The organism is Stenotrophomonas sp. X (assembly GCF_055721025.1).
This window is the reverse complement of record NZ_CM146756.1, coordinates 3,260,807-3,274,468: the sequence shown is the minus strand read 5'-3', so window position 1 is coordinate 3,274,468 and position 13,662 is coordinate 3,260,807. Positions and strand designations below refer to the sequence as shown.

At 66.4% G+C, this 13,662-nt stretch carries 15 protein-coding genes and 1 tRNA gene; 8 read left to right on the top strand and 8 right to left on the bottom strand.

Going from position 1 to position 13,662, the window contains the following annotated elements; translation table 11 throughout:
* Positions 1-17 precede the first annotated feature (17 nt).
* The 4 genes from pal (at position 18) to queC (ending at position 2,979) form a co-directional block, all read left to right on the top strand.
* The gene (gene pal, locus ACZ75I_RS15155) at positions 18-536 is read left to right on the top strand and encodes a peptidoglycan-associated lipoprotein Pal (protein ID WP_005418510.1); all 519 of its coding nucleotides are present in this window, start codon (positions 18-20) and stop codon (positions 534-536) included.
* A gap of 3 nt (positions 537-539) precedes the next feature.
* Positions 540-1,358, top strand: coding sequence for a tol-pal system protein YbgF (gene ybgF / locus ACZ75I_RS15150; protein WP_019660125.1), 819 nt, complete (start codon positions 540-542; stop codon positions 1,356-1,358).
* A 176-nt stretch (positions 1,359-1,534) separates the two neighbouring features.
* On the top strand, positions 1,535-2,236 hold the full coding sequence (gene queE, locus ACZ75I_RS15145; protein ID WP_111201914.1) for a 7-carboxy-7-deazaguanine synthase QueE: 702 nt from the start codon (positions 1,535-1,537) through the stop codon (positions 2,234-2,236).
* A gap of 77 nt (positions 2,237-2,313) precedes the next feature.
* Complete coding sequence (gene queC / locus ACZ75I_RS15140; protein WP_061480332.1) at positions 2,314-2,979, top strand: 7-cyano-7-deazaguanine synthase QueC; 666 nt, start codon at positions 2,314-2,316, stop codon at positions 2,977-2,979.
* A 90-nt stretch (positions 2,980-3,069) separates the two neighbouring features.
* Here queC and ACZ75I_RS15135 read toward each other — a convergent pair whose 3' ends face one another.
* The gene (locus ACZ75I_RS15135; RefSeq protein WP_472958201.1) at positions 3,070-4,023 is read right to left on the bottom strand and encodes a DUF2268 domain-containing putative Zn-dependent protease; all 954 of its coding nucleotides are present in this window, start codon (positions 4,021-4,023) and stop codon (positions 3,070-3,072) included.
* 168 nt (positions 4,024-4,191) lie between these two features.
* On the opposite strand from ACZ75I_RS15135, the gene ACZ75I_RS15130 reads away from it, so the two are divergent.
* A tRNA-Lys gene (locus ACZ75I_RS15130) sits at positions 4,192-4,267 on the top strand.
* A gap of 75 nt (positions 4,268-4,342) precedes the next feature.
* Here the strand turns inward: ACZ75I_RS15130 and ACZ75I_RS15125 are convergent.
* Both ACZ75I_RS15125 and ACZ75I_RS15120 read right to left on the bottom strand, forming a co-directional pair.
* The gene (locus tag ACZ75I_RS15125) at positions 4,343-4,807 is read right to left on the bottom strand and encodes a hypothetical protein (protein WP_229298478.1); all 465 of its coding nucleotides are present in this window, start codon (positions 4,805-4,807) and stop codon (positions 4,343-4,345) included.
* A gap of 136 nt (positions 4,808-4,943) precedes the next feature.
* On the bottom strand, positions 4,944-6,023 hold the full coding sequence (locus ACZ75I_RS15120; RefSeq protein WP_061480334.1) for an acyltransferase family protein: 1,080 nt from the start codon (positions 6,021-6,023) through the stop codon (positions 4,944-4,946).
* A 470-nt stretch (positions 6,024-6,493) separates the two neighbouring features.
* On the opposite strand from ACZ75I_RS15120, the gene ACZ75I_RS15115 reads away from it, so the two are divergent.
* Entirely contained in the window at positions 6,494-7,345 is an 852-nt protein-coding gene (locus tag ACZ75I_RS15115) for an alpha/beta hydrolase (RefSeq protein WP_472958199.1), read from the top strand.
* Positions 7,346-7,427: 82 nt separating this feature from the next.
* On the top strand, positions 7,428-8,366 hold the full coding sequence (locus tag ACZ75I_RS15110; RefSeq protein WP_472958197.1) for an alpha/beta hydrolase: 939 nt from the start codon (positions 7,428-7,430) through the stop codon (positions 8,364-8,366).
* A gap of 37 nt (positions 8,367-8,403) precedes the next feature.
* Here ACZ75I_RS15110 and ACZ75I_RS15105 read toward each other — a convergent pair whose 3' ends face one another.
* Both ACZ75I_RS15105 and ACZ75I_RS15100 read right to left on the bottom strand, forming a co-directional pair.
* Positions 8,404-8,829 (bottom strand): response regulator, encoded by a 426-nt coding sequence (locus ACZ75I_RS15105; protein WP_061480336.1) that lies wholly within the window; start codon positions 8,827-8,829, stop codon positions 8,404-8,406.
* 93 nt (positions 8,830-8,922) lie between these two features.
* Positions 8,923-9,690 (bottom strand): CPBP family glutamic-type intramembrane protease, encoded by a 768-nt coding sequence (locus ACZ75I_RS15100; RefSeq protein WP_472958196.1) that lies wholly within the window; start codon positions 9,688-9,690, stop codon positions 8,923-8,925.
* A gap of 150 nt (positions 9,691-9,840) precedes the next feature.
* Here ACZ75I_RS15100 and ACZ75I_RS15095 point away from each other — a divergent pair, with 150 nt between their 5' ends.
* Entirely contained in the window at positions 9,841-10,161 is a 321-nt protein-coding gene (locus ACZ75I_RS15095) for a TFIIB-type zinc ribbon-containing protein (RefSeq protein ID WP_472958195.1), read from the top strand.
* Positions 10,162-10,248: 87 nt separating this feature from the next.
* Here the strand turns inward: ACZ75I_RS15095 and ACZ75I_RS15090 are convergent, their stop codons facing one another.
* From ACZ75I_RS15090 to ACZ75I_RS15080, 3 genes are all read right to left on the bottom strand, one after another.
* Positions 10,249-10,761: a GNAT family N-acetyltransferase gene (locus tag ACZ75I_RS15090; protein ID WP_472958193.1), complete on the bottom strand. Its 513-nt coding sequence runs from the start codon at positions 10,759-10,761 to the stop codon at positions 10,249-10,251.
* A gap of 81 nt (positions 10,762-10,842) precedes the next feature.
* On the bottom strand, positions 10,843-11,838 hold the full coding sequence (locus ACZ75I_RS15085) for a copper resistance protein B (protein WP_472958192.1): 996 nt from the start codon (positions 11,836-11,838) through the stop codon (positions 10,843-10,845).
* Positions 11,835-13,646, bottom strand: a complete 1,812-nt coding sequence (locus tag ACZ75I_RS15080) for a copper resistance system multicopper oxidase (RefSeq protein WP_472958191.1) — start codon at positions 13,644-13,646, stop codon at positions 11,835-11,837. The genes ACZ75I_RS15085 and ACZ75I_RS15080 overlap by 4 nt, the downstream gene beginning before the upstream one ends.
* Positions 13,647-13,662: the final 16 nt, after the last annotated feature.

Sequence of the window (13,662 nt, the reverse complement as noted above, 5' to 3'; positions counted from 1 at the left end):
GCCACAAAGGTATCGCCATGAACAAGTCCACCCGCGTTCTGCTTGTTTCCCTGCTGTCTGTGGCCGTCCTGGCCGGTTGCTCGAAGAAGGTGAAGGAAGAGCCGGCAGCCCCGGTCGACACCGGCACCTCGACCACCACCCCGACCGGTCCGTCGACCTCCGGTCTGTACGGCCCGGGCGATCTGGACACCGACGCCTGCCTGCGCCAGCGCGTTGTCTACTTCGACCTGGACAAGGAAGACGTGAAGCCGGAATTCCAGGCCATCATGGCGTGCCACGCCAAGTACCTGCGTGACCGTCCGTCCTCGCGCATCACCCTGCAGGGCCACACCGACGAGCGCGGTTCGCGCGCGTACAACCAGGCCCTGGGTGAGCGTCGTGGCAACGGCGTCAGCTCGGCCCTGCAGGCCAACGGTGGTTCGGCTTCGCAGCTGACCGTCGTGTCCTACGGTGAAGAGCGTCCGGTCTGCACCGAGTCGAACGAGTCCTGCTGGTCGCAGAACCGTCGCGTCGAAATCGTCTACACCGCGCAGTAATCCATGCGCATTGGCATCAAACTGATGCTGGTCGTTGCGGCAGCCCTCGTGGCTGCCGCACCGGCGCACGCACAGCGACAGAGCCTGGCTGACCGTGTCGGCGCGCTCGAGCAGCAGATGTACAACAACAGTGCCAACCAGGACCTGTTGAACCAGATCAATCAGCTGCGGCAGCAGGTCACCAGCCTGCAGGCCTCGATCGAGCAGTTGCAGCATGACAACGCCCAGCTCAAGCAGTCCGCCCAGGACCAGTACCTGGATCTGGACAGCCGCCTGAACCGGCTGGAAGGGGGCAATGCCGCCCCGGCCCTGCCGCCCGTTCCGGCGAGCGCGCCGAAGGCCGCACCGGCCCCGGCAAAACCCGCAGCGGCGGCCACTTCCGAGCGGCCGCCTTCCGTCCATGGTGATGCTGGCAGCCTTGCCGCCACCGGCGACGAGCGCACCTCCTACAACGTTGCCTTCGATGCGTTGAAGGCCGGCAGGTACGACGATTCGGCGCAGCTGTTCCTGAGCTTCCTGGAGTTGTACCCGAACGGCGTCTACGCGCCGAATGCGCTGTACTGGCTGGGCGAGAGCTACTACGCCACCCGCAATTTCCCGATGGCCGAGACCCAGTTCCGAGAGCTGCTCTCGCGCTATCCGACCCACGACAAGGCCGCGGGCGGCCTGCTCAAGATCGGCCTCTCGCAGTACGGCGAGGGAAAGGTCGACCAGGCCCAGCAGACGCTGGAGACCGTCGTGGCGCAGTACCCCGGCTCGGACGCCGCGCGCACCGCGCAGGACCGTCTGCAGTCCATCCGCCTGGGCAAGCAGATCCGCTGATCCGCTGAGCGGGCGTACAATAGGTGCCCTGTAGAGCCGAGCCCACGCTCGGCTGCTTTCGTTTCCGGACCAGCAAACCCGTCCGGTTGCTGTTGTAGAGCCGAGCCATGCTCGGCTGTTTTCGTTACCGGCCACGGTAGCCCACCCGCCACGTGTCCCACCAAGAAGTACCCGCCATGACCGCCGTTACCCCGTCAAACGCCGTCGCCACCCCCAGCGACATCGTGCAGTCGCCGCTGCCGCGCCTGAAGATCACCGAGATCTTCACCTCGCTGCAGGGCGAGGCCGATACCGCCGGCTGGCCGACCGTGTTCGTGCGCCTGACCGGCTGCCCGCTGCGCTGCCAGTACTGCGACACCGCCTATGCCTTCCACGGCGGCACCTGGTGGGACATCGACGACATCGTGGCCGAGGTGCTGGCCCAGGGCGTCCGCCACGTCTGCGTGACCGGCGGCGAGCCGCTGGCGCAGAAGCGCTGCCTGGTGCTGCTGCAGAAGCTGTGCGATGCGGGCATGGATGTCTCGCTGGAAACCTCCGGCGCGCTGGATGTCAGCGCAGTGGACCCGCGCGTGTCGCGCGTGGTTGACATCAAGACGCCGGGCTCGGCCGAAGCCGCCCGCAATCGCCTGGAAAACCTGCCGCTGCTGACCGTCCGCGATCAGATCAAGTTCGTCATCTGCAACCGCGAGGACTACGACTGGGCCAAGGCCATGGTCGCCGAGCACGGCCTGGTGGAGCGTTGCACCGTGTTCTTCTCGCCGAGCAAGGGCGAGATCAGCGCGCGGCAGTTGGCCGACTGGATCGTCGAAGACCGGCTGCCGGTGCGCTTCCAGATGCAGTTGCATAAAATCCTGTGGAACGACGAGCCGGGTCGATGAGCCGGCGCAGCGTTCCCTGATGTAGCTCCGGCGCGGGACAGCGTGCTGGCTTTCCCCTCCCAACCGGAAGATTTCCCATGAAGAAGGCAGTCGTGCTTCTCTCCGGCGGCATGGATTCAGCCGCCGTCATCGCCATGGCCCAGGAACAGGGCTTTGCCGTGCATGCCCTGAGCGTGCGCTACGGCCAGCGCCACACCTCCGAACTGGATGCCGCCGCCCGCGTGGCCAAGGCCCAGGGCGTGGTCGCGCACAAGACCGTGGACGTGGACCTGCGCAGCATCGGTGGCTCGGCGCTGACCGACGACATCGACGTACCGGAGGCGGGCGGAGCCGGCATTCCGGTCACCTACGTGCCGGCGCGCAATACCATCATGCTGTCGCTGGCGCTGGGCTGGGCCGAAGTGCTCGGTGCCAATGACATCTTCTGCGGCGTCAACGCCGTCGACTACTCCGGCTACCCGGACTGCCGCCCCGAGTTCGTGGCCGCGTTCCAGGCGCTGGCCAACCTGGCCACAAAGTCGGGCGTGGAAGGCGCCGGCATCAAGGTGCATGCCCCGCTGCAGTTCCTCAGCAAGGGCCAGATCGTCAGCGAAGGCGTGCGCCTGGGCGTGGACTTCGGCCTGACCGTGTCCTGCTACAACGCCGACGCCAACGGCGCCGCCTGCGGCCACTGCGACGCCTGCCGCCTGCGCGCGCAGGGCTTCGCCGAAGCCGGCGTGCCGGACCCGACGCGGTACGCCTGACCGCGCCTGGTAGAGCCGGCCGCTGGCCGGCTTCCCCGGTGGGGCAATCACTCCCTCGGTGGTGCCAACCGTTGGTCCGCACTCCTTGACCTAGCGGGCCTGCAACCATCCCGATGCCTCGATGAAGGCCCGCACCGCATTCGGATCGGCATAGTCCAGCTCGATCATCCGCGCGATGCCGGCTCTCTCATCGGCCTGCTGGCGCATGTACTCCTGCGCAATGCGGTAGCCGGCGTAGTAGCCCAGGTCACTCACCCCGAACGGATTGCGCGCGCTGTTGTACAGCCAGTTGTCCAGGTTGTCCCCGTGCATCTCCGCACGGAAGCGCGCGCGGATTTCCGCTTCGTGCGCGGGCCCATAGGTGTACAGCGGCAACGCCGGGCGGCGCCCGCTGATGCGCTCTGCCACGTATTCGGCCACGCCTTCGCGTATCGCGTACTGGGCCAGGCTGCCGGTGGTCTCGCGCTGCTGGGTATGCACGTATTCGTGCAGGTTGTTCTGCGCGTTGTTCGCACCGGGGCGGCTGTCGTAGAAGATCCGTAGCCGGTCGCGCATCTTTTCGGGCAGTTCGCTCACGTCCACGCGCTCATCGCCGAGCGCCATCTCCGCGCCGATCAGCACCTTGTCGTCCAGCGTGGTACCGCCGGTGCGCAGGACGCCGATCGCATAGGTGATGGTGGCCGGGCGCAGTGCAGGGTAGAGCGCGTGGAAGGCAGCCAGATCCCGCTCCAGCGTGGCGCTGGCCTGCTGCACGTTGGCAGTCAACGGCCGTACCGACGTCCAGAAGCGAGGCCATGACTCCATGGCTTCGGCGTACTCGCGGGCGGTGTAGTTGCGCACCTGCATCAGCGCATGCAGGCCGGGGCTGCCCGGATCGATGTAGCGCTGCTGGACCAGCGCCACCCGGCGTTCGGCATCGGGTTCGGCGCGCACCGCGTCATAGGTGGCCCAGAAGCGGGCGATGTCGTCGGTGACGACCTGGGATGGGGCGGCCAGGGCTGCGCAGGGCAGCAGGGCGGCAAGCAGGCTGGCGATCAGGCGCATCCGTGGCTCCGGGGAAGGATCACAGATGGGATGCGACAATGGCCCGAAAGGTTTAAGCCCGCTGGTAGTGCCGGCCGCTGGCCGGCATCCTCGACACACCGGGGTTTCACGCGACCGGCCAAAGTAGGGTAGAATGCCCACCCCGCCGAAAGGCTGGGGCAGTGCAATGGGCCGTTAGCTCAGTCGGTAGAGCAGAAGACTTTTAATCTTTTGGTCGAAGGTTCGAATCCTTCACGGCCCACCATTGCGGTCAATGACTCAAGTCATTCAAAAAGGCACCGCTTGGCGGCGCTTTTTCTGTTGCACCTGTTCGCCGCCGTTACTGCGTCCCTACCGCCGTCGTTTTGGCGGCCGCCGCGTCGGAGACTTGCTTTGCAGCGGTTGCGGCCGCATCTGCAGAACGTGCCGCCTGCGCCTGGGCCGCCGCGAACTCGGCCTGCCGCTGTTCACTGAACCTGCGTTCCAGTTCCATCGCTGCGGCAAGGCTCTCCGGATTCTTCGCAGCACATGCCTGCTGTATCAGTTGTACCGCACGGTCGGACAACCCGGGTTGGATGTTGCCAAGCAGGCAATCGGCGTAGGTTGGCGAGCCGGCGGCCAGCGCGGTCCAGCATGTGAACCTCCTTGCAAGTCTGGATGGGTCCGAGAAGGGACCAGGCCGAGCATGGCCCGGATCATGGAGCAGTGTTCCTGCTTCGGCGTCCGGCGTCCGGCGTGCGGCGGCTGGGGTCAGACAAGGCGCAAAGCGCGGAATGCGGATGACCCGGCCCGAACGGAGGGGCATGAGGCGAGTTCCGCGTCCGCCATCAATGGAGAACGCGCGCACGTGTCGTGCTGGCTTTGTATGCCATTCGCTGTGCGTGCCGTCAGTGACGATTCAAAGACGACACTTTCACGGGCGCCCCCGGCAAGGCCTGGATCTATGCAGGCCTGCTGAGCCCGCGCTGTGCCATCCGTTGCGGCAACAGCAGCAACGGCCGCTCGACCACGCGATGCACCAGATAGCCGACCACGCAGCACGCCAGCAGGGTCGCAGCGACGAAGAGGCCGTGATTCCACCAGGCACCTGTGGGCAGCAGCATCGACCATAGGCGGCCGGCGACCGAGATCACGAAGATATGGGACAGGTACAGAGCATAGGACGTATCGCCCAACAGGATCAGGCTGTTCGGTGGCGCTCGCCGTGCACGCGCTTCGATCAGCACTGCCCCGGCGACAAGGAGCGCGCTGGCCGTGCCAAACAGCATGACCCGGGTCCACACCGGCATGATCGACGGGCCTTCGGTGGACAGAAGACTGGCTGCGGCCACCGCGAGTGCTCCCCCGCCAAGTGCCAAGGGCCAACCAAGGCTGCGCGGAAGGTAGCGCCAGTGCAGGCCCAGCAGCGCACCCGCAATGAATTCGAAGGTGAGCGGATTGATGACCAGCACATGGGCTGGCGAAGTGGCCGCCGGTGCAAACAGATGGGCGACGCCGATCAGAGCGGCCCACCCGAGCAGGAACGTGGTCAGGGCTCGAGCCGGGACAAAGGCGATCGCCACGGCGAACATCAGATAGAAGTAGGCCTCGTGCACAAGAGTCCACCCTACCGTCAACACTGGCAGTTGCTGATGCGGGATCAACAGATAGGAGGCCAGTATGCTCTGGTCGTGGTAAGAAGAGTTCACCATCGTCGGGACCAGGGCCATCAACACCACCACCACCGTAGTGAATATCCAGTACGGCGGCAGCACTCGCCACGCACGCCGGATCAGAAAGGTGCCGGCGGCGGCAATCCCTCCCTCACGACCGGCGGTAAGGGTGGTCATGACGAAGCCGGACAACACAAAGAACAGATCCACGCCGGCGTCCGCGTAGCGCCCGACCCCGTCAAGGATCCCCTCGCCAGGCAGATATTTGATCTCGACGCCCCGAAGATGGAACACGACCACGGCCAGTGCTGCGACGCCGCGTAGAACTTGCAGCGACAGAAAGCGGTGTGGACTGGCGTGCTGGCTCATCTTTTCTCCATTGCTGCCGCGCATTGTACTTACCCGGTCCAGTCCTGGGGCGGCACCGGACCGGCCAGTGCATCGGGTTGGCTTGCACGGCTGCGCGCGACGCCTGGCCGTTCCGCAGAACCGGAGGTTCGGGCCACGCGCTGATGGCTTGCGGCGCAGCGCAGCCCCCTGCAAACAATGGATGCCGCAGCTGAGAAGGTACTACCTTCGCTTGAGAACAATCGCTGCGATGACAGCAGCGATGCCGACCGGGATGAGAACCACGGCCAGAAGGATGATCCAGTGCCAGATGCTGAAACCTCCCATATCCGAACCCCTTGCAGGAAACGATGCAGGGTAGCACCCGGATGCCAGCCATTCTTCGAGGCGCGTCAAGCATCGCGCAGCGCCGTTGTACACGTGCAGACATGCGGAGTCGCCACCCTGGCCTTGACGCTATGCTCAGCGTCTTTCCGAGAAAGGGGCCCGTCATGCGCTTGATCATGCTGTCGCTGTTGTTGTCCGCCGTCTCCGTCGCGCCGTTGATGGCCGCCGAACCGGCGCCGACCGCACAATCAGCGGCCGCAACCCCGCTGGTGATCGGCGAAACCTTCACCATCGAATCGAAGGCGTTGGGCGAGACCCGCCGCATCAATGTCTACCGCCCGCAGCCCTGGGGCCTGGACCCGAAGGCGCTGCTGCCGGTGCTCTACATGCCCGACGGCGGCATCGGTGAGGACTTCCTGCACGTGGCAGGACTGGTGCAGGTGCTGAGCGGCAATGGCAGCATGCGCCCGTTCCTGCTGGTCGGCATCGAGAACACCGAGCGCCGTCGCGACATGACCGGCCCCAGCAGCGATCCGCAGGACCAGAAGATCGCGCCGCGCGTTGGGGGTTCCGCGGCCTACCGCACGTTTCTGCGCGATGAACTGATGCCGCAGGTACGCCAGCGCTACCCGACCACCGACGAGCGCGCGCTGATCGGTGAGTCGCTGGCCGGCCTGTTCGTGGTTGAGACGCTGCTGCAGGAACCGGCGCTGTTCAACAGCTACATCGCGCTGGATCCCAGCCTGTGGTGGAACCGCGGCGCGATGCTGGCCGGAGCGGCCAATCAGTTGCCTGCGGTGACGCGTGCGCAGCCGCATGTGTTCCTGGCCAGCAGCGGGCAGCCGGAGCTGGCCGCCTCTGCCGCACGACTGGCCGCATTGCTGCAGCACGCCTCGCCGTCGCCGCTGGTGAAGTACCTGCCACTGCCGGAGGAAACGCACGCGACGATCTATCATCCGGCCGCGATGCAGGCGCTGCGCACGCTGTTCCCGGCACCACCGCCGGCCTCGCCCTGACCGCACTGGCACCGGGCTGCACGCCATGCAAGGATGCGGCAGCGGTGCCATGCGGTGCGCCGCCCGCAATGGGAGCGTGTGGATGCAGCGTGTGCGTGGATGGAGTATGGCGGCCTGCCTGGTCATGAGTGGCTGTGCGATGTCGGTGGCGCCACCGGCAACGCAGAATGAAGCGAAGGAAAGCGCGGCCACCGCTGCGCCGGGCGTGGTGCTGCCGGATACCGAAGCGCTGCGCGTGCACGATCCGGTGGGCCGCGATTATCCGATCTGGGTAGCACTGCCGGCTGACTACGCGGCGCATCCGGAGAAGCGCTATCCGGTGCTGTACGTGACCGATGCGCTGTACAGCTTCCCGCTGGTGCGCAGCGTGCGCAACATGGTGGGGCAGAAGGGCGTGAACCTGGAGGATTTCATCCTGGTCGGGCTGCCGCCGCAGGAGGGCCTGACGTCCAAGCAGAGCCGCTCGCGCGATTACACGCCCAGCGATCCGGCGCGCACCGATCCGCGTGACTACAGCGACGACGTCAGCTACGGCGGCGCGGCGCACTACCGCGATTTCCTCGCTGAGCAGGTACTGCCGATGATCGATGCGCGCTACCGCACCGATCCGGCGCGGCGCGCCTATGCCGGTCATTCCTATGGTGGCTTGTTCGGTGCCTACGTGCTGACCACGCGCCCGGACATGTTTCACAGCTACATCCTGTCAAGCCCGTCGCTGTGGTTCGACAACCATCGGGTGCCGCGCATGCAGGCCGAGGCCAAGGCGCCCACGCAGCCGACCACGGTGGTGCTGTCGATCGGCAGCTTCGAAACGGTGAAGCCGGAGCCGCGCTATTTCACCCGCAACGACATGCTGCGCCACAACGCCGAATTCGCCGAGCAGCTGCGCGCCAGCGGGCGCTCGTTGACGGTGGACAACATGGTGATCGATGACGAGGATCACTTCACGGTGTATCCGGACATGATCACCCGCGCGCTGCTGAAGGTGTTCCCGGGTACCGGACCGTACAGCAGCGGTTGATTGCAGGTTCAATCCACGCCATGCGTGAATGATTGCCTCAGGCCGCGCTGGCCTGCGGCGGCGGCATCAACGTGGCATCCGCTGCATGGCGGAAGCACAGGCGGATGGCATCGAGCAGCTCGCTCATGCTGTACGGCTTGGGCAGGAAGTGGATGCCGGCGCGCAGCTGCGGCAGCACATGATGCTGGTCCATGCCGGAGGTGACCAGGATCGGCAGCTGCGGCAGATGCTCGCGCACGCGGTTGGCGGTTTCGATGCCGCTGATCCCGCCCAGACAGACATCGGTGAACAGCAGGTCGAACGGCTCGCCGGCGTTGAGCAGGCCCAGCGCGGCCTCGGCACTGCTGACAGCGGTGACCTGGCAGGCCTGGCTTTCCAGGGCGAGGCGGCTGAGTTCCTGGGTTTCCTCGGCGTCCTCGATCAGCAGGACGCGCGGTTCCACAAAGCGCTTGGACAGCAACATGACGCGGCAACTCCGGACAACAGGGGAGCAAAAGGCGCGCAAGTATGCGCAAGCCGGGGGTGATCCCGGCGTGCACGGCAGGCTAAGTGGGCGTTACAGCCGATGCTGCTGCCGACGGCGTACCTGCCAGGCCAGCACCGCCACCGCCAGCAGCGCGGTGCCGATACGCAGGCTGGTGGCCTGCCAGCCCAGCGCGACGGCGTCGTCGAGGCTGAACGCGTTCCACGCCATGTTCATCGATACATGCAGCACCAGGCCGCACCACAGGGTGTCGCCGTCCAGATGGTCGAGCCAAGCGAAGATGAAGCCGCCCAGTGCGATGACCGCGCCGACGAACAGGGCAGTGCCGCCGCCGTCGAAGCCGCCGAAGCCCAGCCAGTGCACCCAACCGAACAGCAGCGCCTGCGGCAGCGCAAGCAGGGACCACGGGCCACGCATGAGCTTCACCAGCAACACGAAGCCGAGGCCGCGGAACAGCACTTCCTCGGCCAGTGGGAACAGCACGGCGAGCATCGTTGCATCCAGGGTGGTCAGTGCGGTGTTGGGCGTGCCCAGCAGCGCCAGGCCCAGCCAGCAGGGCAGGCTGGCCAGCAGCACCCACATCGGGCCGCGCCAGCCGTTGCCGCGCAGCCCCAGGCTGGCCATCTGGCCTACCCCATGGGGGCGCAGCAGTGCGGCCAGCAGCAGTGCCAGCAGCACGGCCAGTGCGTTGTCCAGCAGGCTGCCGCCGTAGGGCATGGGCAAGGCGGGAATCGGTGCGCCTGCGGCCGCAGCGACATCGCGCAGATTGAGGCCAACGCCGACGCCGAGCAGCACCAGCAGCAGGCGCGCCGCGTTGGGCAGGCGGGACAGGACGGTCATGCACGCACTCCCTGCGGAACCAGCGTGCAGTGTGGAAGGCGGCCGGGGACGCTGGCACGCGCCGGAAGTCCCTGCGCCATCGGTCATGTGTTGCCGCACAGTCATCCGTGGGCAGGTAGAGTCGTTGCCAGACCTTCAGGAGCCATGCCCATGCTGTGCCCCGTGTGCAAGACCCAGACCCTGCAGATGGCCGAGCGCCACGGCATCGAGATCGATTACTGCCCCGGTTGCCGTGGCGTGTGGCTGGACCGTGGCGAGCTGGACAAGATCATCGAACGTGCCGGCGCCGGTGCTACGGTGCCGCCGCCCGCCCCTGTGCAGGCACAGCCGGCCGCTGCGCCGCCGCCGGTGATGCATCGCGATACCCGCCACCTGGGCCAGCGCTACGAGGACAACCGGGGCCAGCAGTACGGCCATGGTTACAAGAAAAAGAAGAAGGACAGCTTCCTGTCGGAGTTGTTCGACTTCTAGGCGCTTCGCTTTTGTAGAGTCGAGCCATGCTCGACTGGCTATTGCCAAAGCAGTCGAGCATGGCTCGACTCTACATGTGCAGCATGGTCACAGCCGGCGCAGGATGAACTCGCGGTCGCGCGTATCCCCGACGATGAAGTCGTACTCGCCGACCTTGCTGCAGCCGTAGCGCGCGTAGAAGCGCTGCGCGCCGAAGTTCTCCTCCCAGACGCCCACCCACAGGGTGCGGCGCTGCGGCTGGTCCAGCCAGGCCATGAACGCGTCCATCAGGCGCGCGCCGTGGCCGCCGTTCTGGTAGTCGGCCAGGATGTAGAAGCGCTTCAGTTCGATGTCGCCCTCGCGGGCTTCGGCATGCGGCAGGGTGTTGGCACCGGCGGCCAGGTAGCCGACCACGTTGTCGCCGTCCAACAGCAGCCAGATCGCACTGCGCGGGTCGGACAACTCGGCGCGCTGCGGTTCGCTGCTGTAGTGCGCCTGCAGGAAATCCTGCAGCTCCTGCGCCGGATACGAGTCGCCCCAGGTTTCGTTGTAGGTGGTGATGGCGATGGTCGACAGCGCGTCGACATCGGCAAGGGTGGCGCGGCGGATCTGCAGCGACATGGCGGAGCCTGCATTGGAACGTGGCGCAGTGTAGCCGGCCCCGGCGTTTGCCGGGGCTGGCGGTTGCTCACAATCCGCTGATCAGAACCACATGCGAACGCCGGCCACCCAACGCGTGTCGCGCGCGTGGTCACCGGCGTAGTCGGCGGTGTCGCCAAACGTGCGCTCGTGGCTGATGCCGATGTACGGCGCGAAACGGCGGCTGAACTCATAACGCAGGCGCAGCCCGGCTTCGACCTTGTTCAGTCCGCGACCAATGCCGTACTCCGGTTCATCCTTGGCTGCGATGGTGGCTTCCAGCAGCGGCTGCAGGATCAGGCGGTTGGTCAGCAGCACGTCGTACTCGACCTCGGCCTTGGCCAGCACCTGGCCGCCGGAACCCATGTACAGCGTTGCCGAGCTCTCGAACTTGTACGGTGCAAGGCCCTGGATGCCGATGGCCGCCCAGGTGCGCGAGTCGGCCGGCCGGAAGTCCTGGCGCACGCCGCCCAGCACGTCCCACCACGGCGATACGCTGCGACCATACAGTGCTTCCAGTGACGACGATTCCGTGCGGCCGCGGCTGCGTTCGCCATCGGTGCGCAACCACAGGCGGTTGATGTTGCCACCGATCCAGCCGGTGGCCTCCCAGGCCTGGCCGGTGCTGTTCTTGCCGTCCCAATGTTCAAGGCGATCGATCAGCAGCAGGCTGTTGATCTGCGGTGCATGCTCCATCGCACCGTGCGCGATCGGTGGGAATGCGGCAGCGCGGTCGGCATCGGTGGGAACCGGGATCGGCTCGCGCGGTTCGATCGGTGCGGGCGTGCCGTGACCCATCGCCTCGTGGTCCATCTGTGAATGGTCCATCTTCGAGTGGTCCATCGTGGAGTGGTCCATGCCGGCGTGATCCGCCGCGCCCATGTCCATCTTCGAATGATCCATCTTCGAATGATCGACCGGTTCGGCCGGCGCGTTGGCGGTCTTTGCGGGCGGATCTATCGCGCCCATGTCATGGCCAGCATGCGACTGCGCGAACACCGGCCATGCCGCGGCCAGGCCCAGGGCCAGCAGGCTGGGGGAAAGCAGTGAGCGGCTCATTCTTCGATCCTCACTTCGCGCATCATGCCCGCTTCCATGTGGTAGAGCAGATGGCAGTGGTAGGCCCAGCGACCGAGCGCATCGGCGCGCACGCGGTAACTGCGGCGGGTGCCGGGTGGCATGTCGATGGTGTGCTTGCGCAGCTGGAATTCGCCCTGCGCGTTCTCCAGATCACTCCACACGCCGTGCAGGTGGATCGGGTGCTGCATCATGGTGTCGTTGACCAATACGATGCGCATGCGCTCGCCGTAGTTCAGCCGCAGCGGCTCGGCGCTGGCGAACGGAATGCCATCGAATGACCAGGAGAACTTCTCCATATGGCCGGTCAGGTGCAGCTCGATCTCGCGGCTCGGCTCGCGGCCATCGGGGTCCTCGAACAGGCTGCGCATCGCGCCGTAGGTGAGTACCTGGCGACCGTTGTCGCGCAGGCCGATGCCGGGATCGTCCAGCTTCGGTTCGGTGGCCGAGCTCTGCATGTCCACCAGCGGGTTGTTGCGTTCGCTGGCCGGGTGCTTCGGTGCCTTGCTGGCGGCATCGCTACCGCCGTGCGCACCGTGGTCCATGCTGGCGCCGCAGCCGCCTTCCATGCCCTTCATCGCGGCCATGTCGTGGCCACCATGGCCACCACTACCCATGTCGTGCCCCATGTCGCTCATCGTCAGCAACGGGCGTGGGTCGCGCGCGGGAACCGGTGCCTGCAGGCCATGGCGGACCGCCAGCGTTCCGGCGGCAAAGCCGGTACGGCCCATGTCCTGGCAGAAGATGGTGAACGCGTCCTGCCCGGTCGGTTCCACCAGCACGTCGTAGGTTTCGGCCGGCGCGATGCGGAACTCGTCGATGCTGACCGGATGGATGTACTGGCCGTCGGCGGCGACCACGGTCATCTTCAGGCCGGGAATGCGCACGTCGAAGTAGGTCATCGAGGCGCCGTTGATGAAGCGCAGCAGTACTTTCTCGCCGCTGCGGAACAGCCCGGTCCAGTTGCCGGCCGGCGCGGTGCCATTCATCAGGTAGGTGTAGGTGTGCGCATTGATGTCGGAGATGTCGGTGGGCGTCATCCGCATCCGCCCCCACATGCCACGGTCGGACAACGCGGCCGACCAACCGTCGCGCTTCACGTCACGCAGGAAGTCGGGCAGGGTGCGCTTGTAGTAGTTGTCATGCTCGGCGAGCTTCTTCATGCGCCGGAACAGCGCGCCGGGGTCCATGTCGGTCCAGTCGGACAGCAGGATCACGTGCTCGCGGTCGTGCTGGTAGGGCGCCGGCTCGGCCGGGTCGATGATCAGCGCTCCGTACAGGCCGGCCTGCTCCTGGAACATCGAGTGGCTGTGGTACCAGTAGGTACCCGACTGCTTCAGTTCGAAGTGGTAGTGGTAGGTCTCACCGGGGCCGATGCCATTGAAGCTCAGGCCGGGCACGCCGTCCATGTTGGCCGGCAGCAGAATGCCGTGCCAATGGATCGAGGTCGGGTGGCGGTCCAGCGTGTTGCGCACGAACAGGTCCACGGTCTGGCCTTCGCGCCAGCGCAGGATCGGTGCCGGCAGCGATCCATTGACGGTGATCGCCGGACGGGTGCGGCCAGTGAAGTTGGCCAGCGATTCGCCGATGGCCAGTTCGATGCGGGTGTCGCTGAGCACGGCGGGGGCGCCGGCCAGGCGTGGGGCGGCAGTGGCGGCGGCGAGCACGCGCTGCGGCACGCCGACAGCGGCGATGCCGGCAACCACGCCACCGGCGGCCAGGCCCTGCACGAACAGGCGGCGCGACGGCATGGGCACAGCGCCCGGACCGCGGGGGATACGGGTATTCATGGTGGTGACTCCAGAC

Bases quoted from the DNA above. Each gene is read 5' to 3' on its own strand.
- pal (WP_005418510.1), top strand. From the start codon at position 18: ATGAACAAGTCCACCCGCGTTCTGCTTGTTTCCCTGCTGTCTGTGGCC.
- ybgF (WP_019660125.1), top strand. From the start codon at position 540: ATGCGCATTGGCATCAAACTGATGCTGGTCGTTGCGGCAGCCCTCGTG.
- queE (WP_111201914.1), top strand. From the start codon at position 1,535: ATGACCGCCGTTACCCCGTCAAACGCCGTCGCCACCCCCAGCGACATC.
- queC (WP_061480332.1), top strand. From the start codon at position 2,314: ATGAAGAAGGCAGTCGTGCTTCTCTCCGGCGGCATGGATTCAGCCGCC.
- ACZ75I_RS15135 (WP_472958201.1), bottom strand. From the start codon at position 4,023: ATGCGCCTGATCGCCAGCCTGCTTGCCGCCCTGCTGCCCTGCGCAGCC.
- ACZ75I_RS15125 (WP_229298478.1), bottom strand. From the start codon at position 4,807: ATGCCCCTCCGTTCGGGCCGGGTCATCCGCATTCCGCGCTTTGCGCCT.
- ACZ75I_RS15120 (WP_061480334.1), bottom strand. From the start codon at position 6,023: ATGAGCCAGCACGCCAGTCCACACCGCTTTCTGTCGCTGCAAGTTCTA.
- ACZ75I_RS15115 (WP_472958199.1), top strand. From the start codon at position 6,494: ATGCGCTTGATCATGCTGTCGCTGTTGTTGTCCGCCGTCTCCGTCGCG.
- ACZ75I_RS15110 (WP_472958197.1), top strand. From the start codon at position 7,428: ATGCAGCGTGTGCGTGGATGGAGTATGGCGGCCTGCCTGGTCATGAGT.
- ACZ75I_RS15105 (WP_061480336.1), bottom strand. From the start codon at position 8,829: ATGTTGCTGTCCAAGCGCTTTGTGGAACCGCGCGTCCTGCTGATCGAG.
- ACZ75I_RS15100 (WP_472958196.1), bottom strand. From the start codon at position 9,690: ATGACCGTCCTGTCCCGCCTGCCCAACGCGGCGCGCCTGCTGCTGGTG.
- ACZ75I_RS15095 (WP_472958195.1), top strand. From the start codon at position 9,841: ATGCTGTGCCCCGTGTGCAAGACCCAGACCCTGCAGATGGCCGAGCGC.
- ACZ75I_RS15090 (WP_472958193.1), bottom strand. From the start codon at position 10,761: ATGTCGCTGCAGATCCGCCGCGCCACCCTTGCCGATGTCGACGCGCTG.
- ACZ75I_RS15085 (WP_472958192.1), bottom strand. From the start codon at position 11,838: ATGAGCCGCTCACTGCTTTCCCCCAGCCTGCTGGCCCTGGGCCTGGCC.
- ACZ75I_RS15080 (WP_472958191.1), bottom strand. From the start codon at position 13,646: ATGAATACCCGTATCCCCCGCGGTCCGGGCGCTGTGCCCATGCCGTCG.